The sequence below is a fragment of the Inquilinus limosus genome (assembly GCF_002195995.1).
GTDB lineage: Bacteria > Pseudomonadota > Alphaproteobacteria > DSM-16000 > Inquilinaceae > Inquilinus > Inquilinus limosus_C.
This window is the reverse complement of sequence record NZ_NHON01000015.1, coordinates 71394-96306: the sequence shown is the minus strand read 5'-3', so window position 1 is coordinate 96306 and position 24913 is coordinate 71394. Positions and strand designations below refer to the sequence as shown.

The following is a 24913-nucleotide window of genomic DNA, read 5'->3' as shown; positions in this document are numbered from 1 at the left end:
AAGGTCGCCATCGTCGCCGTCATGCGCCGGATGCTCACCATCCTCAACGCCATGCTCAGGGACAACGCACCGTGGCAAAACCACGCCGCATGACACCTCTCTCCCAAGACAGTTGCTACCCCCCTCCCGCAAGGGGAGGGGGGACTCATTTGCTTCAACCGGCTTCGCCGTCCACGGCCTCTCCACCCTCCGCCGCCACCGCCGCGAGCCAGCGGCGGATCACCGCCTCCTCCTCCGGCGTCAGCCCGGCGGCCAGTTGCGTCTCCAGCACCAGCACCCGCTCGCGGCAGCGGGCCAGCAGCGCCTTGCCGCTATCGGTGATCTCCAGGGTCAGGATGCGGCCATGCACCGGGTGCGGCCGGCGCTGCACCGACCCGGCGCGCTCCAGATTGGCGATGATGACGCTGACCGTCTGCGGCGTCAGCACCGCCAGCCGTGCCAGATCGGCGCCCGACAGGCCGGGATAGGCGGCGACCATGGTCAGCGCCGCGAATTGCGGCGGCGTCACCTCCAGATCGGCCAAGGCGCGCTCCATCCGCAGCCGATAGGCGCCGCCGGCCTGGCGCAGCAGATAGCCGAAATACCCGGCCTCACCCCGCTTGCCCTCGCCCGGCCGCGGAATCGCCGGCCCGTCACTGCCCTTGACCATATTATCAGAGCTCTTATATATTGTTCGTGTTCTGATACTATCCCGACTCTCCGGAAAGGGCCATCGCCATGTCGGCCGTGCCTGACGCCGAACCCCTGGATCTCCGAGCCGTCGAGGACGAGGCCGCGGTCGCCGCCTGCTGGCCGGTGATGCGCCAGCTGCGGCCGCATCTGGCCTCGGCGGAGCAGTTCGTGGCGCGCTGGCGGCTGCAGGCCGCGTCCGGCTACCGGCTGGCCGCGCTGTGGCGCGGCGATCGCCCGGTGGCGCTGGCCGGCTTCCGCATCCAGGAGAACCTGGTCTACGGCCCGCACCTCTATGTCGACGACCTGGTCACCGACGAGGCCGAGCGCGGCGGCGGCCACGGCGCCCGGCTGATCGCCTGGCTGGCGGAGGAGGGCAAGGCCTTCGGCTGCGCCCGGCTGGTGCTGGACACCCCGCTGACCAACGTGCTGGGCCACCGCTTCTATTACCGCTGCGGCCTGCTCGCGACCGCGCTGCGCTTCGGCCTGCCGCTGGAGTGAGGCGGGCTCCGTTCCCAAGGAGGACATCATGACGTCCAGGATCTTCCTCGCCGGCGCCGGCGGCGCCGTCGGCCGCCGCCTGGTGCCGCTGCTGCGCGACGCCGGGCACGAGGTCTTCGGCACCACACGCGACCCGGCCAAGGCCGAGGTGCTGCACCGACTCGGGGCAGAGCCGGTGGTGGTCGACGTGTTCGACACCCGGGCCCTGTCCGACGCGGTCGCCGCGGCGCGGCCGCAGGTGGTGATCCACCAGTTGACCGACCTGCCGCCCGGCCTGGACCCGGCGCGCATGGCCGAGAGCGTGCCGCGCAACGCCCGCATCCGCAGCGAGGGCACGCGCAACCTGGTCGCTGCGGCGCGGGAGGCCGGGGCCCGCCGGCTGATCGCCCAGAGCATCGCCTGGGTCTACGCCCCCGGCACGCCGCCCTATGCCGAGGACCATCCGCTCGACCGGTCGCCCGACAGCCCGCGCCGGGTCAGCATCGACGGCGTGGCAGCGCTGGAGACGCAGGTGCTGAACACCCCGCCGCTGGAAGGGCTGGTGCTGCGCTACGGCCAGTTCTACGGCCCGGGCACCGGCGTGGATGCGGCGCCGGCGCCGGGCTCGGTCCATGTCGACGCCGCGGCCCGGGCGGCGCTGCTGGCGGTCGATCGCGGCCGCCCCGGCCTGTTCAACGTGGCCGAGCCCGGCGGCCCGGCCCTGGTCGAGAAGGCAATGCGGGAGCTCGGCTGGGATGCCGGCTTCCGGTCTCCTGGAAATGCTACTGGTGAGGCCGTCTGACGGCGGTTTCTGCGCTTCCGGTGCTCACGCACCAAATGTGCGCTGCGCTCCGGTTCTCGAAACCACCGCCAGCCGACTCACACCAGCGCATTTCCAGAAGACCTCCGGACGCTGTTGAGAGGGAGAATGCTCATGTCGGCCTTTCATCCCGGCCCGCTGCCGGCGCGGCTGATGGCCCTGGCGGCCGGCGGTGTGGTCCTGGTCGCCGCCGCGGCGCTGCTGGTCGCCCGGCCGGCCGGCCCGCCCGCCGCGGCTCCTGCGATGTCCGCCATGCCGGGCCATGTCCATGCCGAAGCCGCGGCCGGCGCCGTGCCGGGCGACCGGCCGGCCTCGGTGGTCAGGCCGGTGTCCTGCGAGGCGTTGCCGAACGCGCCCGGCAAGTCGATCACCACCGTCACGGTCGACTTTCCGCCGGGCGCCTACACCCCGGCGCACCGCCATCCCGGCTCGGTCACCGCCTATGTCATCAAGGGCGCGGTGCGCTCGCAGATGGCCGGCGGCCCGCCGCAGGTCTACGGCCCCGGCGCCAGCTGGTTCGAGCCGCCGCAGGCGCTGCACCTGTTCGCCGAGAACGCCAGCGCCACCGAGCCGGCGCAGATCCTGGCGGTGTTCGTCGCCGACGACAATTGCGGCCCGCTGGTGATCCCCGAGAAGTAGCCGCCGGATGGCGGAGCCTCAGGGAGACGCTCCGCAGGCAGTGCCGGAAGGAAGGGGATTCGCGGTAGGATAAGCCCGGTGCGTACCGGCTCGCCTCGTCAGGCGTCGACGATGGGACCGCCGCACCGGCCGGGAAGGACGAGGGGATGCTCCGAACGGCGAACAGGGAGCACAGCAGCGTCATGTCTGATATCCCGCACGCGCGCTCGACGGTCCGCGATCCCATGCCCCTCGTGGTCGGCGCGATCGCCGCGCAGGTGATCGGCGGGCTGGTCGCGCAGATGTCCCCCTTCATGATCGGCGGGGTCATGACCGGCCTCGCGCTGTCGGAGCGCGAAGCCGGCTTCGCCGCCTCCGTCGAGTTCCTCGCCCTCGCCGTCACCGCGATCGCCATCGCGCCCGCCTTGCCCCGGCTGCCGTGCCGACGTGTCGCGCTCGCCGCCGTCGCGTTGGCGCTGCTCGCCCAGGGGATGTCGATCTTCAGCGCCTCGCTGGCATCGCTCGCCCTGCTGCGCGGCCTGGCCGGCATCGGCGAGGGCGCGCTCTGGGCGGTGTCGCTCTCCGTCGTCGCCTCCCGGTCCCGCAATCCGGACAAGCTCTACGGCATCTTCCAGGTCGCCTGGGCCCTGGGCAGCGTCCCGCTCTTCGCCGCCGGCGGCCAGCTGACCGACGCCTATGCGCATCGCGGCATCCTGGCCCTGATCGCGGGCGTGACCCTGGCGTTGGCGCCGCTGCTGCTCCTGCTCCCGGATGCGCGCGCCAAGGGCAGCGGGGCCGCGGCGGACGCGGCGCGAACGTCGCCATGGCTCGGCATCATGACGCTCGCGGCGACCGCGCTCTACGTCGCGGGTTCCGCCGCGCTCTACGCCTTCAGCGCGTCGCTGGGCGAGCGCGCCGGCCTCGACACCGGCGCGGTTGGCTATGCGCTGACGATCGCGTCGCTGGTCGGCCTCGCCGGCGCGGGGGCCGCCACCGCGCTCAATGTGCGCTGGGGGCGGGTGGTTCCCATCTCCGGGTTCTGCACGGTCTTCGCGCTCGCCACGCTCGCGCTCTGCCTCTCGTACGACTCGGCCGTCTATGCCGTCGCCGTCGTCGCGTCGGTCGTCATCTACTACTTCTCGATCCCCTACCTCTTCGGCCTTGCTGCCGCGCTCGACCGCAGCGGGCGCTGGGCCGCGGCGGCGGGCTCGGCTTATCTGCTCGGCTTCGCCGCCGGCCCCCTGGCCGCCGGATCCGTGATCGCGGCGGCGGGCTATGCCGGCCTCGCCGCGGCCTGCGTCGCCGTCACGGCTGCCGCCTGGGGCCTCGCCATGGTCGTCGACCGGTGCCTCAGGGCAACGGGCCGCGCCACGCCCGCCGCCGACGCCACGGCGTGATGTCGCGAGGCGCCGTCAGTCCTCCGCCGCCTCGCGCAGCCCGGCCGGCAGCGCCTCCCAGGCGCGCACGAGCTCGCCGACGGAGGCCAGCTGCATCTTGTGCATGACGTTGCTGCGGTGGAGCTTGACGGTGACCTCGCTGATGCCGAGGTGATGGGCGATCTGCTTGTTGACCTGGCCCAGCGCCACGGCGCACATCACCTGCCGCTCGCGCCGGGTCAGCGTCCTGTAACGGTCGGCGTGCAGCCGGACGACCCGGGTCCTGGCGCGCTGCGCGGCGTCACGCTCGATGCCGACCGCGACGGCGTCCAGCAAGGTCTGGTCGCGGACCGGCTTGGTGAGGAAATCGACGGCGCCGGCCTTCATGGCCTGGACCGTCATCGGGATGTCGCCATGCCCGGTGAGGAAGATGATCGGCTTGGGGTTGCCGGTCCGGGCCAAGTGATGCTGCAGGTCGAGGCCGCTCGCCCCTGGCAGGCGCACGTCGAGGATCAGGCAGCCGGGGCTGTCGATGACATCGGCGTCGAGCAGCTCATGGGTCGAGGCGAAGCACACCGGCCGGAACCCCGCCGACCGGATCAGCTCCGACAGCGCCTCCCGGACCGGCGCGTGGTCGTCGACGATGATGACGAGCGGAGGGTCCGCCTCGCTCCTCAGCTGTGGCGGCGCCGATCTCCGCGGGAGCGGCTGGTCAAGTTGCATGATCACCTCCCCTGTCTTGATTGTTCAAGGCATTGCCGACGGCCTTCAGCAGGGCCTTGGCGTCGAAGGGCTTGCGGAAGACTCCGCTGATGCCGCGGGCCCGGTCCTGATCCGCGATCTCGTGGCGGCCGGTGATCAGGAAGACCGGCAGGTTCGGACGCGCCTTGATCACCAGGTCGCGAAGCGAGAAGCCGTCCAGGCCCGGCATCCCGATATCGGTGATCAGCAGGTCCAGGCCCGACAGCCCGCTGATCAGCAGCGACTCCGCCGATCGGAAGCTGCGCGTCCCATAGCCCGCGGACTCCAGAAGCTCCTCCAGCGATTCCAAAAGCCTCGGATCATCGTCGACGATCGCCACCACGGACTTGCGCACGCTCAATGTCCCCCCGCCCGGCGCGAATGCGTGATCGGGATGTCCAGCCTCTCCGCGATCCGCACGAGATCGGCGAGCGACGCCGCCGCCATTTTCTGCATCACGTTCCGTCTGTGGATCTGCAGCGTCACCTCGCTGATCCCCAGCTCGGCGGCGGCCTGCTTGTTGAGAAGGCCGCTCACCACCAGCGGCAGCACCTCGCGCTCGCGCGGCGTCAGGTCGAGATAGCGTTGCCGCAGCACGCCGAGCTCGGCGCGCTCCGACCGCTTGCCCCGATCCTGGGCGATCGCCGCCTGGACGGCGGCGGTCAGGGCGGCGTCGCTGAAGGGCTTGGTCAGGAAGTCCACGGCGCCGTGCTTGATCGCGCGCACCGACGATGGAATGTCGCCATGCCCGGTGATGAAGACGATCGGGGGATGGGCGTCGTGGGCCAACTGCGCCTGGAGCTCCAGGCCGTTGATATCGGGCAGCTCGACATCGAGGATCAGGCACGCCGGGACATCGGGCTTCGGGGAGGCGACATAGTCCGCGGCGGCCGCGAAGGTCTCGGCCCGCCATCCCAGGGATTCCAGCAACTCGCCGACCGCCTCGCGCACCCTGGCGTCGTCGTCGACCACGAAGACGATCTCCTCGCGCTCGCTCATGACGCCTCGCCCGGCGCTGACAAGGGCAGCATGAAGGCGACGGCGGCCCCCCGCGGCTCGTTGTTGGCGGTCCAGAGGCGGCCGCCATGCGATTCGATGATCGAGCGGCAGATGGCGAGACCCATGCCCATGCCCTGCGGCTTGGTCGTGAAGAACGGCTCGAAGACGCGCTCGGGGTCCTTGAACCCGGGTCCGGCGTCGCGGACCTCGACGCGGATCGCATCGGGACCGTCGCGGGAGGAGCGGATCTCGAGCGCGCGCGATCCGTCGCCCACGGCCTCCATCGCCTCGATCCCGTTCCGGATCAGGTTCATGAAGACCTGCTGCACCTGGACGCGATCGAGCGCGACCGGCGGCAGGTCCGGCTCCAGCGCCATCCTGACGCGGATGCTCTTCATCGTGATCTCGTCAGCCACCAGCCGGCAGACCTCCCCGATCAGCCGGTTGACGTCCTCCGCCGACCTGGCGTGCGGCGTGCGGCGGAACAGGGCACGGATGCGGCTGACGACATCCGCGGCCTCGTTGGCGTCGCGGGTGATGCGCTCGGCTGTGATCTTGGCGCGCTCGAGATTCGGTGGATCGGCGGACAGCCAACGGTGGCAGGCGTGGGAATTGGCGACGATCGCGGCCAGTGGCTGGTTCACCTCATGCGCGATCGAGGCGGACAGCTCGGCCAGGCTCGCCGCCTGCGTCGCCCGCGCCAGCTGGTCCGAGGCGCGCCGCAGCGCCTCCTCGGCATGCACCTGGTCGTCGATGTCGTGGCACAGGCCGAACCACTGGACGATGCGACCGTCCTGGTCGCGCATCGGCTCGGCGCGGCCCGACATCCAGCGATACACGCCGTCCGCGCGGCGCAGCCGGTACTTCATCGAGAAGCGCTCGCCGGTGACCAGGCAGCGGCCGAGCACGTTTCCCACCTCCTCGGCGTCGTCGGGGTGGAAGATGGTGCCGAACACCTCCTCCAGCTGGCTCTTGTCCCCCAGATCCATGCCGAGGAACTCGGCCATGTGCCGGTTGGCCAGGGTGGTCTCCCCGTCCGGGGTCAGGCGCCAGAGATTGCTCGGCACCATGTCGACGAGCAGCGACAGCTCCCGCTCGCGGCCGCGCAGCGCCTCCTCGGCGTGCAGCTGATCGTCGATGTCGCGACAGAGGCCGTACCACTGGACGATCCGTCCGCCCTGGTCGCGCATCGGCTCCGCGCTGCCCTCCATCCAGCGATAGACGCCGTCGGCGCGGCGCATGCGGTACTTCATGGCGAAGCTCTCGCCGGTGGCGAGGCAGCGCTTCAGCGCCTGGCTGAGGCCGGCGGCATCGTCGGGATGGACGGCAGTCTCGATGAAGGCGGCCAGCCGGCTGGCGCCGGGCGTGACAGCCTTGACCAGATCCAGGCCGAGGAAATCGATCAGGCGCTTGTTGAGGAAGTTCGGCTCGCCCTCCGGGGTCAGCCGCCAGAGATAGATCGGGACCATGTCGACGAACTGGGAGAGCTCCCGCTCCCGTTCGCGCAACGCCTCCCTTGCGCGCACCTCCTCGTCGATATCGAGGGACACGCCGTACCACTGCACGATTGCCCCGGCCTGATCGCGCCGCGGCTCCACGCGGCACTCCGCCCAGCGATAGGCGCCGCCCTGTTCGAGCCAGCGGAACCGCATCACGGCCGTGCCGCCGGTGGCGGACGTGCCCTGAAGCGCGCGCATGACCTCCGGAGCGTCCTCGGGATGGACGAGCTGCTGCAGCAGCACGTCGATGCGCGGCTCCTCGAGTTCCTCGAGATGCGGAACGACGGAGCGGAGATGATCCCGGTATCTCTTGTTGAAGTAGACCGGCCCGCCGGTCGACGCCGCGCTCCAGATCCGGATCGGCACGGCGTCGATGGTCTCCTGAAGCTGCTGCCGGCTCTGCCGCAGCACCTCCTCCGCCCGCATCAGGTCGTCGATGTCGTGACACAGGCCGTTCCAGTGGACGATGGATCCGGCCTGATCCCGCATCGCTTCCGCGCGGCTCGACATCCAGCGATACACATCATCGGCCCGGCGCAGGCGATACCTCATGGAAAAAGGCTCGCCGGTGGAGAGGCTATGGCGCAGCGTGTCCGCAAACACCGCCGCGTCGTCCGGATGGACCGTGGCCTCGATCATCGCCGCCAGCCGGGTCATTCCCGGCCTGTTCGTATCCGCCACGTCCAGGCCGATGAACTCCACCATGCGGCGGTTGAAGAAGCTCGGCTCGCCATCGGGTCCCAGGCGCCAGACATGGCTCGGGACCATGTCCACGAGCTGCAACAGCTCCCGCTCTCGGTCGCGCAGCGCCGCCACGGTCTTCTCGTGGACGTCGATATCGACCGACAGGCCCTGCTCGGGGCGTGCTGCTCTCATGATCGGCTGCTCCTGCCGGACACTGAACGCCAGGGACCGTGAACGCTCCGCCCAACGCTTGTCATCGACATCCAGGGTCGCACCCATCCTACCCCCGCCCTGGCCCGGGACGCACCTCATGGAAATCCATGCATCGCATCGCGGTGCGGCCGCCGCGGCCTCTGCCCGCTTCGGCCATCAATCCGCCATCGGCTGCGCTAGACTGGCGGCATGGCGGCGACTCGGGGCATCTGGCGAAGGATCGCGATCGAGGCGGGGGCGTTCACCGTCCTCGCCGTGCTGGTCGTCGGCACGGCGTTCTGGCTCGACGCCCGCTACCCGCCGGCGCTCGACCGCTATCTCGACCGCTCGACCATCGTCCTCGACAAGGACGGGCAGCTGCTGCGCGCCTTCACCGCCCGGGACGGCACCTGGCGGCTGAAGGCGATGGTCGGCGACGTGTCGCCGCTCTACCTCGCCCTGCTGCAGGCCTATGAGGACAAGCGCTTCCGCCGGCATCTCGGCATCGACCCGCTGTCCACCGCCCGCGCCTTCGGCCAGATGGTGCGGCATGGCGGCGTCGTCTCCGGCGCCTCGACCCTGACCATGCAGGCCGTGCGCCTGCTGGAGCCGCGGCCGCGCACCCTCGGCTCGAAGCTGATCGAGATGGCGCGGGCGCTGCAACTGGAGATGCACTATTCGAAGGACGAGATCCTCGGCATCTACCTGACCCTGGCGCCGTTCGGCGGCAATCTCGAAGGCGTGCGGGCCGCGTCCCTGGCCTATTTCGGCAAGGAGCCGAAGCTGCTGACGCCGGGCGAGGCGGCGCTCCTGGTGGCGCTGCCGCAATCGCCCACAAGGCTGCGGCCCGACCGCTTCCCGAAATCGGCGCGGGCGGCGCGCGACCGGGTGCTGATGCGCGTCGCCGCCGCCGGGGCGCTGGACCCGCAGGCGGCGCGCGAGGCGACCGAGCAGCCGACCCCGACCACCCGGCAGCCGCTGCCGTTCCGGGCACCGCACCTGGCCGAGCGGCTGCTGGCCGGCAACCGGGATGAGGAGGTGCTGCGCAGCACCATCGACGGACGGCTGCAGGCGGGGCTGGAGGAGCTGGCCGATCGGTCGCTGCGCGGCCTCGACGCCAGCAGCAACCTGGCCGCGGTGGTGGTGGAGAACGCGACTGGCCGGGTGGTCGGCTATCTCGGCTCCGGCACCTTCTTCGAGGAGCGGCGCGACGGCCAGATGGACCTCGCCCGCGCCGTGCGCTCGCCCGGCTCGGCGCTCAAGCCCTTCATCTATGGCATGGGGTTCGAGGATCGCATCATCCTGCCGGAGACGGTGGTGCTGGACCTGCCGATGCGCTTCGGCGACTACGCGCCGAGCAATTTCGACCCCGGCTTCTCCGGCGAGGTCTCGGTGCGCGAGGCGCTGCAGCGATCCCTGAACATCCCGGCGGTGCAGATGCTGGACCATGTCGGCCCGGCCCGCTTCGCCGCAAGGCTGCGCCAGGCCGGCGCGCCGCTGCGCTTCGACGACCCGACGGTGCTGCCCAGCCTGGCGGTGGCGCTGGGCGGCGGCGGCACCACGCTGCTCGACCTCGTCCGCCTCTATGCCGGCATCGCCCGCGGCGGCATCGTGCCCGACCTGGTCTGGCGCGCCGATGCCCCGCCCTCCGGCGACGACGGCCCGCGCATCCTCGACCCCTCGGCCGCCTGGTATGTCACCGACATCCTCGCCTCGGCCCCGCCGCCGGTGGCCATGGCCGATCCCGGGCTGATGCGCGACGGCCGCCGCATCGCCTTCAAGACCGGCACCTCCTACGGCTTCCGCGACGCCTGGGCGATCGGCTTCGACGCCGAGCACACGATCGGTGTCTGGGTCGGCCGGCCGGACGGGTCGCCCAGCCCCGACCGCTTCGGCCGCAACACTGCGGCGCCGCTGCTGTTCCGCGCCTTCGCCCTGCTGCCGCCGCCGACCCGCGACGTGGTCGGCCCGGCGCCGTCCGGCACGCCGGTGCTGCGGGCGGAGGACCTGCCGCCGCGGCTGAAGCGGCTGGCCGCCGGCCCGGTGTCGCTGGCGCCGCTGCCGTCGCTGGCCGGGCTGGAACCGCTGGTGATCGCCTTCCCGGCCGATGGCGCGGCGGTGGAGCGGCCGCAGGATGGCGACCGCTTCGGCTCCCTGTCCCTGGTCGCCACAGGCGGGCGCCGGCCGTTCCTGTGGATGGTCGACGGAAGGCCGATCCCGTCCTCGCCGCTGAAGCGCGACGCCGACTGGACGCCGCCGGGCCCGGGCGCGGCCCAGATCACCGTGATCGACGCCACCGGCGCCACCGCCACGGCCCGGGTCTGGCTGCGCTGACCTTCTGTTGACGGATTGATCGTCATGCCGTGCGCGCCGCTGCGCCACGGGATGAGGACGATGAGACCTTTTCAGAATCCCACCACCGTCATTGCGAGCGCAGCGAAGCAATCCAGGGGCCAATGCGAACCGGCCCCTGGATTGCTTCGTCGGCTTCGCCTCCTCGCAATGACGCCGAGGGGCGGATGGGAGAGGGCGAGAAACCGGCCCCGCTGCGCGAATTCCTGTCGGCTGCCCTGCGCTGGACCGATGGGTCCAGAGTTTGCCGGCGTCGGTCAGGGGCCATATAGTAAGGCAGTTTACAGTCAGGTCGTTTAGTCTCTATGAGCGAGATCAAGCCTCTCGTCAGCCTCTACACGCTGATCAAGGATCTGGACCAGGTGCTGCGCCGCCGCTTCGAGGAGCGGGTGCGCGCGGCCGGCCTCGACCTGTCCCGGCCGCAATACCGGGTGCTGATCTTCCTCGACCGCAACCCCGGCATCACCCAGGCGCGCCTGGCCGAGATGCTGGATGTCGAGAAGATGACCGTCACCGGCCTGCTCGACCGGATGGAGAAGCGCGGCTGGGTCGAGCGGCGGCGGGACCCGAACGACCGGCGCGCCTATTCGCTGCACCTGCTGCCGCCCGCGCGGCCGGTGGTCGACCGGCTCGAGGCCGTGATCGCGCAGTGGCAGGAGGACACCAACGCCCAGCTGCCGGCCGAGGTCATGGTCCGGCTGATCGGCGACCTGCAGCTGATGAAGACCAGGCTGACCTGTGATTCCGACGAACCGGCGGCCGATGCCGCCAAGCGGTGCTGAGACATGCCGGACGGTAGCAACGACTCCACCCTGAAATCCCAGCCGCAGCCGGCCAGCGGGACGCCCGCGCCGATCGCGTCGCCGCCGAAGCGGCGCCGGCGCGGCCTGCGCCTGGTGCTGCTGGGCGGCGTGCCGCTGGTCGTGGCGGTGGTGGGGCTGGCGCTCTACGCCATGGGCGGCCGCTACGCCGGCACCGACAACGCCTATGTCCATGCCGACACGGTGTCGATCGCGCCCGAGATCTCGGGCCGGCTGGTCGCCATCGACGTCGCCACCAACCAGCCGGTCAAGGCCGGCCAGGTGCTGTTCCACATCGACGACCGGGCGCCGCGCTACGCGCTGGAGCAGGCGGAGGCCGACATGCGCCAGTCCGCCTTCGACTTCCAGGGCATCAAGGCGAACCTGGTGGAGCAGAAGGCGACGCTGGACCAGGCCCGCACCACCCAGGACTATCGCCAGAAGGACTTCGACCGCATCTCCGCCCTGGCCAGGAACGGCAACGCCTCGCAGTCGTCGCTCGACGATGCCCGCCAGGCGCTGGACGTGGCCAAGAGCAATGTCGACGTCACCCAGTCGCAGATCGGCATGACCCTGGCCAAGCTGGGCGGCGACGCCGACCTGGCGCTGGCCGACTATCCGCCCTATCGCCAGGCCCAGGCCCGGCGCGACCAGGCGCAGCTCGACCTCGACCACACCCAGGTCAAGGCGCCGTTCCCCGGCATCGCCGCCAAGGCCGATGCGGTGCTGCCCGGCGCCTATGTCACCGCCGGGTCGCCAGTGCTGGCGATCGTCCGCTCCGACAAGGTCTGGATCGACGCCAACCTGAACGAGACCGATCTGACCAACGTCAAGACCGGCCAGCCGGTCGAGGTCACGGTCGACACCTATCCGGGCGTCACCTGGCAGGGCAAGGTCGACAGCCTCAGCCCGGCCAGCGGTGCCGAGTTCTCGCTGCTGCCGCCGCAGAACTCCAGCGGCAACTGGGTGAAGGTGACCCAGCGCATCCCGGTCCGCGTCCTGGTCGACACCGCCGGCAAGCCGCAGCTGCGCGCAGGCATGAGCACCGAGGTCGCGATCGACACCGGCCATGCCCGCGGCCTGCCCTTCCTCGGAGGCACGGCGTTCGGAGCACAGTGATGGCAGCCCCAGGCGAAACCGTCCCCTACCGGGGGATGATCACGGTCTGCGTGATGCTGGCGACCATCATGCAGGCGCTGGACACCACCATCGCCAACATCGCCCTGCCCTACATGCAGGGCAATCTCGGCGCCAACCAGGACCAGATCAACTGGGTCCTGACTTCCTACATCGTCGCCGCGGCGATCATGACGCCGGTCACCGGCGCCCTGGTCAGCCGCATCGGCCGCAAGAACCTGTTCATCATCTCGGTGATCGGCTTCGTCGTCGCATCGGTGCTGTGCGGCCTGGCCCAGAACGTCACCGAGATCGTCGGCTTCCGGCTGCTGCAGGGCGTGTTCGGCGCGCCGCTGGTGCCGCTGTCCCAGGCCACGGTGATCGACATCAACCCGCCGGAGCGGCGCGGCCAGGCCATGGCGATCTGGGGCGTCGGCGTCATGGTCGGCCCGATCCTCGGCCCCGTGCTCGGCGGCTGGCTGACCGACCACTACTCCTGGCGCTGGGTGTTCTACATCAACGTGCCGATCGGCGCCCTGGCGCTGGCCGGGATGTGGATCTTCATGTCCGACAGCGGCAAGCAGGCGGCCAAGCGCTTCGACTGGCTCGGCTTCGCCTTCCTCAGCCTCGGCATCGGCGCGCTGCAGATGATGCTCGACCGCGGCCAGGACCAGGACTGGTTCAACTCGCTCGAGATCATCATCGAGCTGGTGCTGGCGGTGCTCGGCTTCTACCTCTTCGTCATCCACCTGCTGACGGCGGACGCGCCCTTCGTGCGGCCGGCGCTGTTCACCGACCGCAACTTCGTGGTGGCGATGGTGGTGATGGCGATCGTCGGGTCGCTCTACTACTCGATCATGGCCCTGGCGACGCCGTTCCTGCAGAACATGCTGGGCTATCCGGTGGTCACCGCCGGCCTGGTGATGGGCCCGCGCGGCATCGGCACCATGGCGGCGATGATGGTGGTGGGCCGCCTGATCGGCAAGGTCGACACCCGCATCCTGCTGCTGACCGGGCTGGCCATGATCATCGGCTCGCTGTGGCGGATGAGCGGCTACAACCTCGACATCTCGCAGACCGAGTTCATGGTCGACGGCCTGGTGCAGGGCGCCGGCCTCGGACTGGTCTTCGTGCCGCTCTCGACCATGGCGTTCTCGACCCTGCCGCGGCTGTATCTGGACGAGGGGGCGGGCATCTACAGCGTGTCGCGCAACCTCGGCAGCTCGATCGGCATCTCGATCGTCACCGCGCTGCTGACCCGCAACACCCAGGTCAACCACCAGCTGCTGGGCGAGCATGTCACTGCCTTCAGCCCGGCGGTGCAGCAGCTGCCGGACATGATGTCGCCGGCCACGCTGACCGGCCGCGCCATGGTCGACCAGATGGTGAACCAGCAGGCCTCGCTGATCGCCTATATCGACGACTTCAAGCTGCTGATGGTGCTGGCGATCGCCGCGATCCCGCTGCTGATCCTGCTGCGCAAGCCCAAGGGCGGCGGCAGCGCGCCGGCGGTGTCGGTGCATGCGGATTGACGACGCTCTTGGACGTTGGTGCTACTGAGTAGTATAGTGCGGCAGGAGGCACCGATGACCGTCAAGACCTCGATTTCGCTGACCGACGACCAGGAAGCCTATGCCCGTGGCTTGGTGGACAGCGGCCAGTACCCGAGCCTCAGCGCGGTGCTTCAGCGCGGGCTCGACATGCTGCGCCGCGACAACGAGATGCAAGATGCTGAGCTCCAGGCGCTCCGGACGCTGATCGATCAACGCCGGGCGGGACCCTTTGTCGACCTGGACGAGGGCGAGGCGGAGACCCGGGCAATGCTGCAGCGGAAACGGAAGGCGCGTGCGCCGCTATAGGGTTCGCCGCGCACCCGGCGTCACGCGGGACCTCGACCTGATCGAGGACCATCTGGTCCGGGTCTACCAGGATCTGGGAGACGACGTGGCGAACGCGGTCGAACGCGCCGCTTCTCGGATCGACGACGCGCTCGCCTACATGCGGACCTTCGAGACCCACCCGCATCGGGGCACCGAGCACCCTCGCATCCGACCCGGCATCCGCACCGTGACCGACAAGAGCTTCGTCTTCTATTTCGAGATCGACGAGCCGGTGTCCGAAGTCAGAATCCTGGCCGTGTTCTTCGGGGGCGCCGACCACAGGCGGCAGATCCTGGGTCGGCTTCGGCACTGAGAACGCCCTCTACCCCGCGAACACCAGCCGGTACTTGGCGAAACCGTCCCCCGCGTCGCCCATCGGTTCGATGCCCAGGCCCGGCGGCATCGCCGCCTGGGCGGCGGCGGGGGCGCTGGCGAAGGTCACGACCGTGGTCTTCGGCAGCGGCACGAAGCCCCAGTTGCCGTCGGCGGTCGGGTTGATCTTGCCCTGCTCGTGGATGAAGCGCACCAGCACGTCGCGGTTGGTGTCGGGCGCCTCGACCACGATGTTCTTGCCGTCCAGCCCCGGGAAGCTGCCGCCGCCCCCGGCGCGGTAGTTGTTGGTGACGACGACGAAATCCTGCTTTTCGTCGATCGGCTTGCCCTCGAACGACAGGTCGACGATTCGGTGCGAATCCGGCGCCGCCAGCTTGCCGTCGCCGTCGTAGCGCGAGGGCTGGGAGAGGTCGATCCGGTAGGTCACGCCGTCGATCACGTCGAAATTGTAGGACGGGAAGGACGGGTCGATCAGCGGCTGTTCCTCCGCCTTCGCCGGGTCGATCCGGTTGAAGATGCCGGCCGATCGCTCCAGCCACTCGCGCACGATGGCGCCGGAGACGCGCACCGCCCGCACCGTGTTCGGGTAGAGGTACAGGTCGGCGACGTTCTTGATCGCGATCGGCCCGGCCGGGACGCTGGTGTAGTAGTCCGGCCCGCCGCGGCCGCCGGCCTTGAACGGCGCGGCGGCGGACAAGAGCGGCAGCCCGGCCGCCGCCGTGCCGGCCAGGAGCGGGGCGACGTACCAGAGCTGGGCCTGGCTGACGATCTGCACCGACGGGTCGTCCGCCACCAGGGCGAAATAGCTGGTGATCGGGGCGGTGATCTCGCCGACCGGCTGGCGCACATAGGCCAGGGTGGCGTCGTGCTCCGGCTGCGCCGCCGCCAGCACCTCCGGCTTCGACTCCACCAGCGGCGTCACCTTGCGGTCCTTGCGCTCATAGATCGGCCGCGCCTCGGTCTTGAAGGCCGCGACCGTCCAGGCGGTGCCGTCGTGCTGCAGCTCCAGGTCGATGATGCCGAGATGGCTGCCCCAGAAGCCGGCCATCACCGCCGGGATGCCGTGCAGCGTCCCGCGCTCCGCATCCACGCCGTCGATGCCGGCGAAGTCCGGGCCGGGGAAGACGCGGTGCTGGTGGCCGGTCAGGATCACGTCGATGCCCGGCACCTCGGCCAGGAACAGGGCGGCGTTCTCCTCGCCGCCCTCGCGCGGGCCGCCGGCGATGCCGGAATGGCACAGCGCCACCACCAGCTCGGCGCCGGCCTGGCGCAGCTCCGGCACGTATTTCTTCGCCGCGTCGACGATGTCGGTGGTGGTGACATGGCCTGCGAGATGGCCCTGGTCCCACTGCATGATCTGCGGCGGCACGAAGCCGATGACGCCGATCTTCACCGGCACCGCGGCGCCGCTGTCGTCCTTCAGCGTCCGCTCCAGGATCTTGTACGGCGCCAGATAGGGGCTGCCATCCGGCTTCAGCAGGTTGGCGCAGACCAGCGGGAAGTTCGCCCCCTGCATCATGGCCTTGCCGAGATAGTCGAGCCCGTAGTTGAACTCGTGGTTGCCCATGGTGCCGCAGTCATAGGCCAGCAGGTTCATGGCCTTGACGATCGGGTGCACCGCGCCGCCGTCCAGCCCTTGCTGATAGGCGACGTAGTCGCCCATCGGGTTGCCCTGGATCACGTCGCCATTGTCGAACAGCAGGACGTTGCCGGCCTCGGCCCGGGCAGCGGCCAGCACCGTGGCGGTGCGGGCCAGGCCCATCGTGTCGTCGCCCTTGTCGCGATAGTAGTCATAGGGGAAGACGGCGACATGCAGATCCGTCGTCTCCAGGATCCGCAGCTTGAGTTTCGGCGCCGCGGCCCGCAGCGCGGCGGGGGCCAGGCCGATCGCGGCGGCGGCGACGCCCGCCTTCAGGGTGGTGCGGCGGGTGATGTCGGGCATGCGGCGCTCCTGCGATGGATCGGCGCAGTCTAGAGCGAAGCCGGTGACGGTTCCTAGGCCCGCGCGCGGCGACGCCTCGCCCCGCGGATGACCGAACCTATCTCCCGGTATGGCTCGCCCTCGCCCCCGACCCAATCGACCGCGAACGCGCCCGGCCATAGCGTCATCGGTGCCGTGTTCAAGGCGATCAGGAGGAGACACAGATGAGCCCGGACAGCATCTTGCACCCCGGTCGACCGGGGGCTGACGAGCCGGTTCCGTCGCGCTATGCGCTGCGGGTCGGCGAGATCGACGTCATGGTGGTCAGCGACGGGGTGATCTCGATATCGGCCGAGGCGATGGCCACCAATGCCGACCCGGCCGTCCGGTCCGCCTGGCTGCGCGAGAGGCTGCAGCCGGAGGTGATGGATTGGGCGCTGAACGAGGTCGTGGTCCGCAGCGGCGACCGGACGATCCTGATCGATTCCGGGCTGGGCATGGAGGCGCCGAACTTCCCGCGCACCGGGCGGTGGTCGTCACGGCTGGAGGCCGCCGGCATCGATCTCGCCGCCGTGACCGACGTGGTGCTCACCCATATGCATTTCGATCACGTCGGCGGGCTGCTCGTCGACGGGGTGCAGGACCAGCTGCGTCCGGACCTGCGGATCCACGTGTCGGCGGCCGAGGCCGAGTTCTGGCAGTCGCCCGATTTCTCCCGCACCGCCATGCCGGGGCCGCTGGCAGACATGATCCGGTCGGCCGCCAAGCGGTTCCTGGCCCAGTACGGCGGCAGGCTGCAGACCTTCGAGACGGACTATGAGGTGGCGCCGGGTGTGGTCGCCACCCGCACGGGCGGCCACACCCCCGGGCACAGCATGGTCCGCCTGGCCTCCGGCGGCGACCGGCTGACCTTCGTCGGCGATGCCGTGCTCCCGCACGGGTTCGACCACCTCGAATGGCACAACGGCTTCGAGCACGACCCCGAGGAGGCGGTCCGCGTCCGGGCTCGTCTGCTGCAGGAACTGGCGGCGAGCGGCGAGCCGATCCTGGGCACCCATCTGCCGTTCCCGTCCGTCTGCCGGGTGGCGGCGGTCGGCAACGGCTACCGCTGGGTGCCGAGCATCTGGGGCTACTGACCGCGCCGGTCGGGTTGGGGCCGAACCGGACGACAGCCCTAGAGCACCGCGAGGTCCAGCCGGCGCAACCGCTCCGGGTCCATGATCGCCTCGATCGCGGTGATCCGGCCGCCTTCGATGGTGAAGCCCAGCGCCAGGAACAGCCGGCCCTGCGGCGCCACCACAGCACCGACGGCGCCGTCGATCAGCGCCGGCCGGGCGCCGGTGGCACGACCCAGGAAGAACCGGGCGACGGCCTCCGGTCCGCGAATCTCGCTTGGCGCGCCGGCCCGCATCGCGGCGGTGTCAGGGCGTACCACGATGCCGGGGTCGAGCACCGCCAGGAGATCCTCGAAGCGGCCGCCGCGCGACGCCGCCAGGAAGGCGTCGACCACCCGGCGCCGGCCGGCCAGGTCGGGGTCGGGCATGCGCGGCGCGCCCTGCACCCGGCGCCGCGCCCGGCTGGCCAGCTGCCGGGTGGTGGCCGGGGTGCGGCCGAGGATCGGCGCGATCTCGTCGAAGGTCAGGTCGAACAGGTCGTGCAGCACGAAGGCCACGCGCTCGGCCGGTGCCAGGGTCTGCAGCACCACCAGCAAGGCGAGGCCGACCGAATCGGCCATCGCCGCCTCGTGCTCCGGGTCGGCCCCCGGCCCGGCCGGCGGCTCGGGCCTATCGTCCGCCTCCAGCGGCTCCTCGCGGCGCGACCGGCGACGGCGCAGATGGTCCAGGCACACCCGCGCCACCACCGTGGTCAGCCAGCCGCCGAGATTGGCGACGTCCCCGACCTCGGCGCGGCTCAGCTTCAGCCAGCTCTCCTGCACCGCATCCTCGGCCTCGCTCAGCGACCCCAGCATGCGGTAGGCGACCGCGCGCAGATGCGGGCGGCTGGCCTCGAACTGCTGCGCCAGAAGTTTCGTCTCGTCCATCGGTCACACTTTCCGCTGCCGGCTCCGTCATGGCCATGACGAGCGGAGACCGGGCCGATGTGACCGGTCGGTGCCGTCGAGACGACGAACAGCAAGGAAGGAACCGATCATGCAGGCCCGAATGAAGAACCCGGCGCTGGTGCTGCCCGAAGCCCTGCAGGCGCTGACGGCTTTATGGAAGGCGGTCGAGGCGGCCGGCGTGCCGCCGGCGACGCTCGACCTGGTCAATCTGCGCACCAGCCAGATTAACGGCTGCAGCGTCTGCGTCGAGGCCGCCTTCACCATGAAGAAGGACAAGGCCGATCCGCGGCTCTACGCCGTCACCGCCTGGCGCGACATGCCGCATTTCAGCGAGGCCGAGCGCGCCGCGCTGGCGCTGGCCGAGGCGGTGACGCGGGTCGGCGAGCGGGGCGACGGCGTTCCCGACGACGTCTGGGCGGAGGCCGCCCGGCACTATGACGAGAAGACGCTCGCGGCGCTGATCCTGCAGATCGCGCTGGAGAATGTCTGGAACCGGCTCAACACGGCGGTGCGGCAGCCGGCGGGGACGCCCTGGGCCTGATCGCCGGGGCCGTGCCGGGCGGGGCGTGGGCCGCCCGCGCCCGGCCGGCCGCCGGTCAGGACTCGGTGGTATCCTCGGTCGGCGCGGCCGGGCCGTTCTTCTTGATCGACTCGATCGCGTTCTTGGCCGAGGCCTTGCTGGTGTAGCCCTCGGTCGAGAAGATCGTCTCGGAGTTGTACTTGAACCGCACCCGGAACTCGCCGGCCTTGTCCTTGTAGATCTCGAACTTGTGCGCCATGGGGGTTTCCCTCCGGGATTGATTGACGTTCGCCCGGCAGTTTGATCGCGATATCCCAATATTCGCAAGCCGCTTCGTTGAAAAACGGCAAGGCCTGCCTGCCGTTCTTTCCGGATTGCCGCTCGACGATGCTAGCGATGCTGCCGGTTACGCCTGCAACCCCTTCCCCAGATCGCCGTAGCCGAACCGAAACCGAGCGGACCGATCGTCGCCGCATCGGACATCTCGGAGCGCGTCATGGGCGGTGTTTCCCCGGAAGCCATCGAATCGGTTCAGCAGCTCGCGGACACCTGGCGGGCGGTGGTGCACGACCGTGGCACCGGCGACGTGGCGGACCCGCCGGGCATGGCCATCCGTTGGGCCGACAGCCGGTTTCCGTTCTGGAACTGCATCACCTTCACCGACCGGGACTGCGACGCCCGGCTGCTGGAGGAACGCTTCGCCCAGGCCGCCGACTATATGCGCCGCCGCCGCCAGCCCGGGCTGATCTGGCTGTTCGAGGAGCTGCTGCACCCCGCCTGCCGCAAGGCGCTGCCGCAGGTCGCGGACCAGGCCGGTCTGGCCCTGTCGCTGACCGGCTTCGGCATGGCGGGCGACATCCTGCCGATCGCCGAGCCGCATCATCCGGAGCTGGAGTTCGTGCGCGTCACCACGGAGGAGCAGCTGACCGCCTATGCCGACCTGAACTCCCGCGCCTACGGCATGCCGCTGGAGGCCGGGCGTCACGGGCTGGCCGGTTCGGCGCTGTGGAAGACCGGCATGTACACCTATCTCGGGCTCTCGGACGGCGTGCCGGTCTCGGCCGCGGCGACGGTGGCCACCGGCGACTGCCTGTTCCTGGCCCTGGTCGCCACTGCGCCGGAGGCGCAGCGCCGCGGCTATGGCGAGGCGACCGTGCGCAAGGCCCTGCACGAAGGCGCCCGCGCCACCGGCCTGACCCGCACCGTGCTGCACGCCACCCTGGTCGGTGCCCCGGTCTATGAGCGCATCGGCTACCGCAAGGTGGCGTCGATCGGGTTCTGGGGGCTGAAGGGCTGAGGATGGTTAGAGCATGACTGATTCAGGTTGAATCAACCGGCCGAAGAACAACAGAGATGTCGAGCGTCTTCTCGCATTGCCTCTCCCGCCGGACGCGGGAGAGGTCGGGCGCCCGCAGGGCGACCGGGTGAGGGCTGGTCCCGGCCTCGACAAAGGGCCCTCACCCGGAGCCGCTTCGCGTCTCCGGCCTCTCCCGCAAGCGGGAGAGGCAACGCACAGTGTGATCCCTCCAACGTGGTCAGGCCCGAAATCATCTCGCTCTAGGCCGCCGGGGTGAACTGGTAGGGCGTGGCGCCGCGCAGGTTCTCGTCCACCGACAGCACGTGGTTCAGCGGCGGGAAGGCGCGCTGGTCGCAATCCGGCCGCTCGCACAGGCGGCAATGCAGCCCGATCGGCGCCGCCGCCTCGTCGGAGGCGAGGTCGATGCCGTCGGCATAGACCAGCTGCGCCGCCTGGGCGATCTCGCAGCCCAGCGCCAGGGCGAAGCTCTGCCCCGGCGCGCGGAAGCCGGCGCCGGGCTTCGACACGGTCCGGGCGATGGTGAACCAGCGGCTGCCGTCCGGCAGCTCCGCCACCTGGGTCTGGATCCGGCCGGGGGAGCGGAAGGCGTCGGGCAGGATCCACAAAGGGCAGGCGCCGCCCATCCGGGCGAAGGCGGAGTTGGTGGCGCCCAGGCGCTTGGACACGTTGCCGGCCTTGTCGCTGCGGATTAGGAAGAAGGGCACGCCCTTGGCGCCCTGGCGCTGCAGCGTGGTCAGGCGCACCGCGACCTGCTCGAACGACGCCTCGAAGCGGCTCTGCAGCACCTCGATGTCGTAGCGCAGCGCCGTCGCCGCCCGCCAGAACCGGTCGTAGGGCATCATCACCGCCCCGGCCAGGTAGTTGGCCAGGACGATGCGGCCGAGGCGCGACCCCTCGGGGCCGGAGAAGCCGACCGGCGCCACCATCTCGTCCAAGAGCGCGCGGTACTTGATCAGCGCGATCTGCACCGCCAGGTGGAAACTGCGGCTGGGCAGGGGAAGCATCTCGGACAGGAGGATGCGGCGGCCGTGCCGGTCGTAGCGGCGGCGCACCGGCCCCATCACCTCGACCGGCATCACCTTGACCCGCAGCGCCAGCTCCTCGTCGAGATAGCGGATCAGGCCGGGGAACAGGGCGCCGGGCTCGATCGCCCCGGCCTGCCAGATCTCCTCCGCCGCCGTCTCCAGCTCCGGGAAATGGTGGCCATGCGCCTGCACCCAGTCGCGCACCTCGTCCAGCGGCGACGAGCCCTCGGCGATGTCCGGCGCCGATTGCTGCTCGGCCAGCAGGCGCAGCGTCTCGCGCCCCTCGCGATAGGCCTGGTACAGGGCCAGCACCGCCTCGGCCGCCGCCGGGGCCTGGGCCGCCAGGTCGATGATGTCCTGCCGCTTCAGCCCGGCCGTGCCCGGCCGCGGCGTGGCGAAGAGCGGGTCGCCGAACACCTCGCTGAGGCCGCCGACCAGCCGCTCGCCCTCATCCTCGGCGAAGCTGGCGAGGTCGAGGTCGAAGATTTGGCCCAGCTTCAGCAGGATCTCGACCGTCACCGGCCGCTGGTTGCTCTCGATCAGGTTGAGATAGGAGGCGGAGATGCCCAGCCGCTCCGCCAGCTGCGCCTGGGTGACCTCGCGGTCGCGCCGCAGCCGCCGGATCTTGTGCCCCAGCATCGGCTTGCGCGCGGCCATCGGTCTTCTCCGATTTACAAAATCTGTATCAACAAGATTTACAACATTTCCCTTTCACGCTCAACGCCGCGTTGACGCTGCCCAGAGCCGCACCCAACATCAGTCTTATCACCGCAGCGCAACATGACGCGCTGTCCGGAACGGACTGAAAAGGATTTACAAGATGGCTCCCCTCGACTCCCCGACCCCGACCCGAACCCAGCCCGGCCGGTTCGACGGTATCGTCCGGGACTACAGCCCGGCGGATGTCGACCGGCTGCGCGGATCGGTCCGGATCGAGCACACGCTGGCCCGGCTGGGCGCCGAGCGGCTGTGGGAGCTGATGCACAAGCGCGACTTCGTCAACTCGCTCGGCGCCACCAACGGCACCCAGGCGATGCAGCAGGTGCGGGCGGGGCTGGAGGCGATCTACCTCTCCGGCTGGCAGGTGGCGGCCGACGCCAACACCGCCGGCCAGATGTATCCGGACCAGAGCCTGTACCCGGCGGATTCGGTGCCGGAGGCGGTGCGCAAGATCAACCGCACGCTGCAGCGCGCCGACCAGATCGAGCATGCCGAGGGCGGCGCCAAGCGCCACTGGTTCGCGCCGATCGTGGCCGATGCCGAGGCCGGCTTCGGTGGGCCGCTGAACGCCTTCGAACTGATGAAGGCGATGATCGAGGCCGGCGCCGCGGGCGTGCATTTCGAGGACCAGCTGGCGTCGGAGAAGAAGTGCGGCCATCTCGGCGGCAAGGTGCTGGTGCCGATGCGCGGCTTCATCCGCACCCTCAACGCCGCCCGCCTCGCCGCCGACGTGATGGACGCGCCGACCGTGCTGCTGGCCCGCACCGATGCCGAGAGCGCCAAGCTGATCACCAGCGATGTCGATGAGCGCGACCATCCCTTCATCGACCGGACGCAGCGCACCGAGGAAGGCTTCCATCCGATCAAGCCGGAGAACCGGATGGAGTACTGCATCGCCCGCGGCCTGGCCTTCGCGCCCTATGCCGACCTGTTGTGGATGGAGACGTCGAAGCCGGATCTCGGCCAGGCCAGGCGCTTCGCCGAGGGCATCCACCGGCACTTCCCGGGCAAGCTGCTGTCCTACAACTGCTCGCCCAGCTTCAACTGGAAGGCCAATCTCGACGACGCCACCATCGCCAAGTTCCAGCGCGAGCTGGGGGCGATGGGCTACAAGTTCCAGTTCATCACCCTGGCCGGCTTCCACAGCCTGAACTACGCCACCTTCGAGCTGGCGCGCGGCTACAAGGACCGGCAGATGGCCGCCTATTCCGAGCTGCAGCAGGCGGAGTTCGCGGCCGAGGCCAACGGCTACACCGCCACCAAGCACCAGCGCGAGGTCGGCACCGGCTATTTCGACGCCGTCAGCCTCGCCATCTCCGGCGGCAAGGCCTCGACCACCGCGCTGCGCGAATCGACCGAAGCCGCCCAGTTCCACTGATCACTGCGCCCGAGAGGAGGACACCATGACGAACCGCTTCTGGATCATCGGCGGCGAATATGCCGACACCCGCTTCGACCGGCTGATCGGCGGCACCGAGAGCCTGCAAGGGCCGTTCGAGAATTACGACGAGGCGCTGCATGCCTGGCGGCAGCTGGCCGCGGCCACCACCAGCAACGCGCATCAGCGCTACACCATCGCGCATGAGGGGGCCCGGTGAGGTCGTCCCGAAACCCTACTGCGACGGCCATCTGACGCGGGACTCGAAGCTTCCGGTGCTCACGCACCAAACGTGCGCTGCGCTCCGGTTCTCGAAAACCACGCCAGCTGACTCGTCGCAGCGGGTTTCGGAACGACCTCGAAGGCTCCCTGATCGCGACCGGGCCGGGCGGCGCGGGCGCACCGTCCGGCCCTTTTACCGAGAGACCGACCCTTTGGAAGACCCCAGGCCCGGCCGATCCGTTCGGCCGGGCCGTTTCTCTATAGTCCTGGCCTCAGTTGATATGGATCCGGACGTCCATCGGCACGGCCTCGTTGATGGGAAGCTTGTCACGCTCGATGCCGAGCTTCTTCCCGACCGCCCAGATGTCGTAATCGATATCCCCGTCGATGTTCTTGTCGCCGATGGTCCAGTTCCTCTCGGCCAGAGGCTTGAGGGCGTTCGTCTGCTGGTCCTTGTTGCTGCCGGCGACCCGGTTGACATAGGCGTAGATGATCTGCTGCCGGCAGGGGCCGTTGTCCTTCGTGTCGAAATTCTGCGGCAGAAGCTTCGTCACGGCATCGAGCGGATCTTCGGCGCTGTTGACGTAGTCGTTGATCCACTGGTTGCGCGTCTTCTGATCCGGCGCGGCTTGCAGGCTGGCTGCGAACTTCTCGGGCGTCGAGGTGTCGGGCTTGGTCGCCGGCTGCGGCGTGTCCGAAGCCGGCTTCTCCGGCGCAACCGGCAGCATGATGAAATCGGGCTTCAGATCCCCCTCATGATAGGTCTGGATCAGGTCCGGGTTGCCGATGTGGTCGTTCAGCGCGACGACGCTGCCGTTGATGTCCTTGGGCGCGATGCCGGCCTCCGTGGCCATGCGCCACTGCGAATCGCCGGCCTCGGGCACCTCGACGGTGCCCTGGCTGAGCAGCTCCTTGGCGTCCTTGAGCTGATGCTGCTTCGCCAGGCCGTCCAGCGTCTGCATCCATTGCTGCTGCTGGGCGGCGTTGACCTCGTAGGTCCGCCCGTCCTTGCCGACCAGCGAGAGCTTGTTGTCCTTGTAGGTGACCGTGAGCGACATCGACACCTCCAGATATGGGGCAACGCAACGGGCAGGCTCCCGCCTGTGCGGCCGCGGCCGGCCGGGGCCGCCGCCGATCTCCCGGCCCAGGACTGAATTCCGGATTTTCCCCCGAACCGCTACAGCAACC

At 70.0% G+C, this 24913-nt stretch carries 25 protein-coding genes; 15 read left to right on the top strand and 10 right to left on the bottom strand.

From position 1 onward, the window contains the following. Window positions 1–154: 154 nt before the first annotated feature. Entirely contained in the window at window positions 155–649 is a 495-nt protein-coding gene (locus BWR60_RS10755) for a MarR family winged helix-turn-helix transcriptional regulator (RefSeq protein WP_088151011.1), read from the bottom strand. A 68-nt stretch (window positions 650–717) separates the two neighbouring features. Here BWR60_RS10755 and BWR60_RS10750 point away from each other — a divergent pair, with 68 nt between their 5' ends. From BWR60_RS10750 to BWR60_RS10735, 4 genes are all read left to right on the top strand, one after another. Beyond that, window positions 718–1170 carry a GNAT family N-acetyltransferase gene (locus tag BWR60_RS10750; RefSeq protein ID WP_088151010.1) on the top strand — a complete coding sequence of 151 codons (453 nt, stop codon included), beginning with the start codon at window positions 718–720 and terminating at the stop codon, window positions 1168–1170. 28 nt (window positions 1171–1198) lie between these two features. After that, the gene (locus BWR60_RS10745) at window positions 1199–1951 is read left to right on the top strand and encodes an NAD-dependent epimerase/dehydratase family protein (RefSeq protein ID WP_088151009.1); all 753 of its coding nucleotides are present in this window, start codon (window positions 1199–1201) and stop codon (window positions 1949–1951) included. Window positions 1952–2083: 132 nt separating this feature from the next. Further along, entirely contained in the window at window positions 2084–2608 is a 525-nt protein-coding gene (locus BWR60_RS10740) for a cupin domain-containing protein (protein ID WP_218823438.1), read from the top strand. 182 nt (window positions 2609–2790) lie between these two features. Beyond that, complete coding sequence (locus tag BWR60_RS10735) at window positions 2791–3984, top strand: MFS transporter (RefSeq protein WP_088151008.1); 1194 nt, start codon at window positions 2791–2793, stop codon at window positions 3982–3984. A 15-nt stretch (window positions 3985–3999) separates the two neighbouring features. On the opposite strand, the gene BWR60_RS10730 is transcribed toward BWR60_RS10735, so the two are convergent. From BWR60_RS10730 to BWR60_RS10715, 4 genes are read right to left on the bottom strand one after another with little or no spacing between them, the layout of a single operon-like run. Then, on the bottom strand, window positions 4000–4686 hold the full coding sequence (locus BWR60_RS10730) for a response regulator transcription factor (protein ID WP_088151007.1): 687 nt from the start codon (window positions 4684–4686) through the stop codon (window positions 4000–4002). Then, window positions 4676–5059, bottom strand: a complete 384-nt coding sequence (locus BWR60_RS10725; RefSeq protein ID WP_218823437.1) for a response regulator — start codon at window positions 5057–5059, stop codon at window positions 4676–4678. The genes BWR60_RS10730 and BWR60_RS10725 overlap by 11 nt, the downstream gene beginning before the upstream one ends. Window positions 5060–5061: 2 nt before the next feature. Next, on the bottom strand, window positions 5062–5703 hold the full coding sequence (locus tag BWR60_RS10720; protein ID WP_088151005.1) for a response regulator transcription factor: 642 nt from the start codon (window positions 5701–5703) through the stop codon (window positions 5062–5064). Beyond that, entirely contained in the window at window positions 5700–8078 is a 2379-nt protein-coding gene (locus tag BWR60_RS10715; protein WP_218823436.1) for a PAS domain-containing sensor histidine kinase, read from the bottom strand. The genes BWR60_RS10720 and BWR60_RS10715 overlap by 4 nt, the downstream gene beginning before the upstream one ends. Window positions 8079–8288: 210 nt before the next feature. On the opposite strand from BWR60_RS10715, the gene pbpC reads away from it, so the two are divergent. The 6 genes from pbpC (at window position 8289) to BWR60_RS10685 (ending at window position 14539) form a co-directional block, all read left to right on the top strand. After that, entirely contained in the window at window positions 8289–10412 is a 2124-nt protein-coding gene (gene pbpC, locus BWR60_RS10710) for a penicillin-binding protein 1C (RefSeq protein ID WP_088151003.1), read from the top strand. Window positions 10413–10735: 323 nt separating this feature from the next. Next, a complete protein-coding gene (locus BWR60_RS10705) occupies window positions 10736–11212 on the top strand; it encodes a MarR family winged helix-turn-helix transcriptional regulator (protein ID WP_088151002.1) in 477 nt (158 codons plus the stop codon). Between the two features lie 3 nt (window positions 11213–11215). Continuing rightward, the gene (locus BWR60_RS10700) at window positions 11216–12349 is read left to right on the top strand and encodes an HlyD family secretion protein (protein WP_088151001.1); all 1134 of its coding nucleotides are present in this window, start codon (window positions 11216–11218) and stop codon (window positions 12347–12349) included. Continuing rightward, the gene (locus tag BWR60_RS10695; protein WP_088151000.1) at window positions 12349–13878 is read left to right on the top strand and encodes a DHA2 family efflux MFS transporter permease subunit; all 1530 of its coding nucleotides are present in this window, start codon (window positions 12349–12351) and stop codon (window positions 13876–13878) included. The genes BWR60_RS10700 and BWR60_RS10695 overlap by 1 nt, the downstream gene beginning before the upstream one ends. Window positions 13879–13932: 54 nt before the next feature. After that, window positions 13933–14205: a ribbon-helix-helix domain-containing protein gene (locus BWR60_RS10690; protein WP_088150999.1), complete on the top strand. Its 273-nt coding sequence runs from the start codon at window positions 13933–13935 to the stop codon at window positions 14203–14205. Further along, on the top strand, window positions 14192–14539 hold the full coding sequence (locus BWR60_RS10685) for a type II toxin-antitoxin system RelE/ParE family toxin (protein WP_088150998.1): 348 nt from the start codon (window positions 14192–14194) through the stop codon (window positions 14537–14539). Before BWR60_RS10690 ends, BWR60_RS10685 begins: the two co-directional genes overlap by 14 nt. A gap of 9 nt (window positions 14540–14548) precedes the next feature. On the opposite strand, the gene BWR60_RS10680 is transcribed toward BWR60_RS10685, so the two are convergent. After that, the gene (locus BWR60_RS10680; protein ID WP_088150997.1) at window positions 14549–16501 is read right to left on the bottom strand and encodes a bifunctional 2',3'-cyclic-nucleotide 2'-phosphodiesterase/3'-nucleotidase; all 1953 of its coding nucleotides are present in this window, start codon (window positions 16499–16501) and stop codon (window positions 14549–14551) included. A 203-nt stretch (window positions 16502–16704) separates the two neighbouring features. Here BWR60_RS10680 and BWR60_RS10675 point away from each other — a divergent pair, with 203 nt between their 5' ends. After that, window positions 16705–17616 carry an MBL fold metallo-hydrolase gene (locus BWR60_RS10675; RefSeq protein ID WP_088150996.1) on the top strand — a complete coding sequence of 304 codons (912 nt, stop codon included), beginning with the start codon at window positions 16705–16707 and terminating at the stop codon, window positions 17614–17616. A 38-nt stretch (window positions 17617–17654) separates the two neighbouring features. On the opposite strand, the gene BWR60_RS10670 is transcribed toward BWR60_RS10675, so the two are convergent. Continuing rightward, window positions 17655–18521, bottom strand: a complete 867-nt coding sequence (locus BWR60_RS10670; protein WP_088150995.1) for a sigma-70 family RNA polymerase sigma factor — start codon at window positions 18519–18521, stop codon at window positions 17655–17657. Between the two features lie 109 nt (window positions 18522–18630). On the opposite strand from BWR60_RS10670, the gene BWR60_RS10665 reads away from it, so the two are divergent. After that, entirely contained in the window at window positions 18631–19083 is a 453-nt protein-coding gene (locus BWR60_RS10665) for a carboxymuconolactone decarboxylase family protein (protein ID WP_088150994.1), read from the top strand. A 55-nt stretch (window positions 19084–19138) separates the two neighbouring features. Here BWR60_RS10665 and BWR60_RS10660 read toward each other — a convergent pair whose 3' ends face one another. Beyond that, window positions 19139–19321 (bottom strand): YegP family protein, encoded by a 183-nt coding sequence (locus tag BWR60_RS10660; protein ID WP_088150993.1) that lies wholly within the window; start codon window positions 19319–19321, stop codon window positions 19139–19141. 237 nt (window positions 19322–19558) lie between these two features. Here BWR60_RS10660 and BWR60_RS10655 point away from each other — a divergent pair, with 237 nt between their 5' ends. Next, window positions 19559–20359 carry a GNAT family N-acetyltransferase gene (locus tag BWR60_RS10655; protein ID WP_088150992.1) on the top strand — a complete coding sequence of 267 codons (801 nt, stop codon included), beginning with the start codon at window positions 19559–19561 and terminating at the stop codon, window positions 20357–20359. 260 nt (window positions 20360–20619) lie between these two features. Here BWR60_RS10655 and BWR60_RS10650 read toward each other — a convergent pair whose 3' ends face one another. Continuing rightward, window positions 20620–22062 (bottom strand): helix-turn-helix domain-containing protein, encoded by a 1443-nt coding sequence (locus BWR60_RS10650; protein ID WP_088150991.1) that lies wholly within the window; start codon window positions 22060–22062, stop codon window positions 20620–20622. Between the two features lie 163 nt (window positions 22063–22225). Here BWR60_RS10650 and aceA point away from each other — a divergent pair, with 163 nt between their 5' ends. Then, window positions 22226–23503 carry an isocitrate lyase gene (aceA, locus tag BWR60_RS10645; protein WP_088150990.1) on the top strand — a complete coding sequence of 426 codons (1278 nt, stop codon included), beginning with the start codon at window positions 22226–22228 and terminating at the stop codon, window positions 23501–23503. Window positions 23504–23528: 25 nt separating this feature from the next. Beyond that, complete coding sequence (locus BWR60_RS10640; protein WP_088150989.1) at window positions 23529–23723, top strand: DUF4170 domain-containing protein; 195 nt, start codon at window positions 23529–23531, stop codon at window positions 23721–23723. Between the two features lie 274 nt (window positions 23724–23997). Here the strand turns inward: BWR60_RS10640 and BWR60_RS10635 are convergent, their stop codons facing one another. Beyond that, a complete protein-coding gene (locus BWR60_RS10635) occupies window positions 23998–24783 on the bottom strand; it encodes a hypothetical protein (protein WP_088150988.1) in 786 nt (261 codons plus the stop codon). Window positions 24784–24913 lie beyond the last annotated feature (130 nt).

Bases quoted from the DNA above. Each gene is read 5' to 3' on its own strand.
- BWR60_RS10735 (WP_088151008.1), top strand. From the start codon at position 2,791: ATGTCTGATATCCCGCACGCGCGCTCGACGGTCCGCGATCCCATGCCC.
- BWR60_RS10650 (WP_088150991.1), bottom strand. From the start codon at position 22,062: ATGGCCGCGCGCAAGCCGATGCTGGGGCACAAGATCCGGCGGCTGCGG.
- BWR60_RS10675 (WP_088150996.1), top strand. From the start codon at position 16,705: ATGAGCCCGGACAGCATCTTGCACCCCGGTCGACCGGGGGCTGACGAG.
- BWR60_RS10705 (WP_088151002.1), top strand. From the start codon at position 10,736: ATGAGCGAGATCAAGCCTCTCGTCAGCCTCTACACGCTGATCAAGGAT.
- BWR60_RS10755 (WP_088151011.1), bottom strand. From the start codon at position 649: ATGGTCAAGGGCAGTGACGGGCCGGCGATTCCGCGGCCGGGCGAGGGC.
- aceA (WP_088150990.1), top strand. From the start codon at position 22,226: ATGGCTCCCCTCGACTCCCCGACCCCGACCCGAACCCAGCCCGGCCGG.
- BWR60_RS10665 (WP_088150994.1), top strand. From the start codon at position 18,631: ATGCAGGCCCGAATGAAGAACCCGGCGCTGGTGCTGCCCGAAGCCCTG.
- pbpC (WP_088151003.1), top strand. From the start codon at position 8,289: ATGGCGGCGACTCGGGGCATCTGGCGAAGGATCGCGATCGAGGCGGGG.
- BWR60_RS10690 (WP_088150999.1), top strand. From the start codon at position 13,933: ATGACCGTCAAGACCTCGATTTCGCTGACCGACGACCAGGAAGCCTAT.
- BWR60_RS10640 (WP_088150989.1), top strand. From the start codon at position 23,529: ATGACGAACCGCTTCTGGATCATCGGCGGCGAATATGCCGACACCCGC.
- BWR60_RS10680 (WP_088150997.1), bottom strand. From the start codon at position 16,501: ATGCCCGACATCACCCGCCGCACCACCCTGAAGGCGGGCGTCGCCGCC.
- BWR60_RS10720 (WP_088151005.1), bottom strand. From the start codon at position 5,703: ATGAGCGAGCGCGAGGAGATCGTCTTCGTGGTCGACGACGACGCCAGG.
- BWR60_RS10655 (WP_088150992.1), top strand. From the start codon at position 19,559: ATGGGCGGTGTTTCCCCGGAAGCCATCGAATCGGTTCAGCAGCTCGCG.
- BWR60_RS10670 (WP_088150995.1), bottom strand. From the start codon at position 18,521: ATGGACGAGACGAAACTTCTGGCGCAGCAGTTCGAGGCCAGCCGCCCG.
- BWR60_RS10700 (WP_088151001.1), top strand. From the start codon at position 11,216: ATGCCGGACGGTAGCAACGACTCCACCCTGAAATCCCAGCCGCAGCCG.
- BWR60_RS10695 (WP_088151000.1), top strand. From the start codon at position 12,349: ATGGCAGCCCCAGGCGAAACCGTCCCCTACCGGGGGATGATCACGGTC.
- BWR60_RS10660 (WP_088150993.1), bottom strand. From the start codon at position 19,321: ATGGCGCACAAGTTCGAGATCTACAAGGACAAGGCCGGCGAGTTCCGG.
- BWR60_RS10715 (WP_218823436.1), bottom strand. From the start codon at position 8,078: ATGAGAGCAGCACGCCCCGAGCAGGGCCTGTCGGTCGATATCGACGTC.
- BWR60_RS10740 (WP_218823438.1), top strand. From the start codon at position 2,084: ATGTCGGCCTTTCATCCCGGCCCGCTGCCGGCGCGGCTGATGGCCCTG.
- BWR60_RS10745 (WP_088151009.1), top strand. From the start codon at position 1,199: ATGACGTCCAGGATCTTCCTCGCCGGCGCCGGCGGCGCCGTCGGCCGC.
- BWR60_RS10750 (WP_088151010.1), top strand. From the start codon at position 718: ATGTCGGCCGTGCCTGACGCCGAACCCCTGGATCTCCGAGCCGTCGAG.
- BWR60_RS10635 (WP_088150988.1), bottom strand. From the start codon at position 24,783: ATGTCGCTCACGGTCACCTACAAGGACAACAAGCTCTCGCTGGTCGGC.
- BWR60_RS10730 (WP_088151007.1), bottom strand. From the start codon at position 4,686: ATGCAACTTGACCAGCCGCTCCCGCGGAGATCGGCGCCGCCACAGCTG.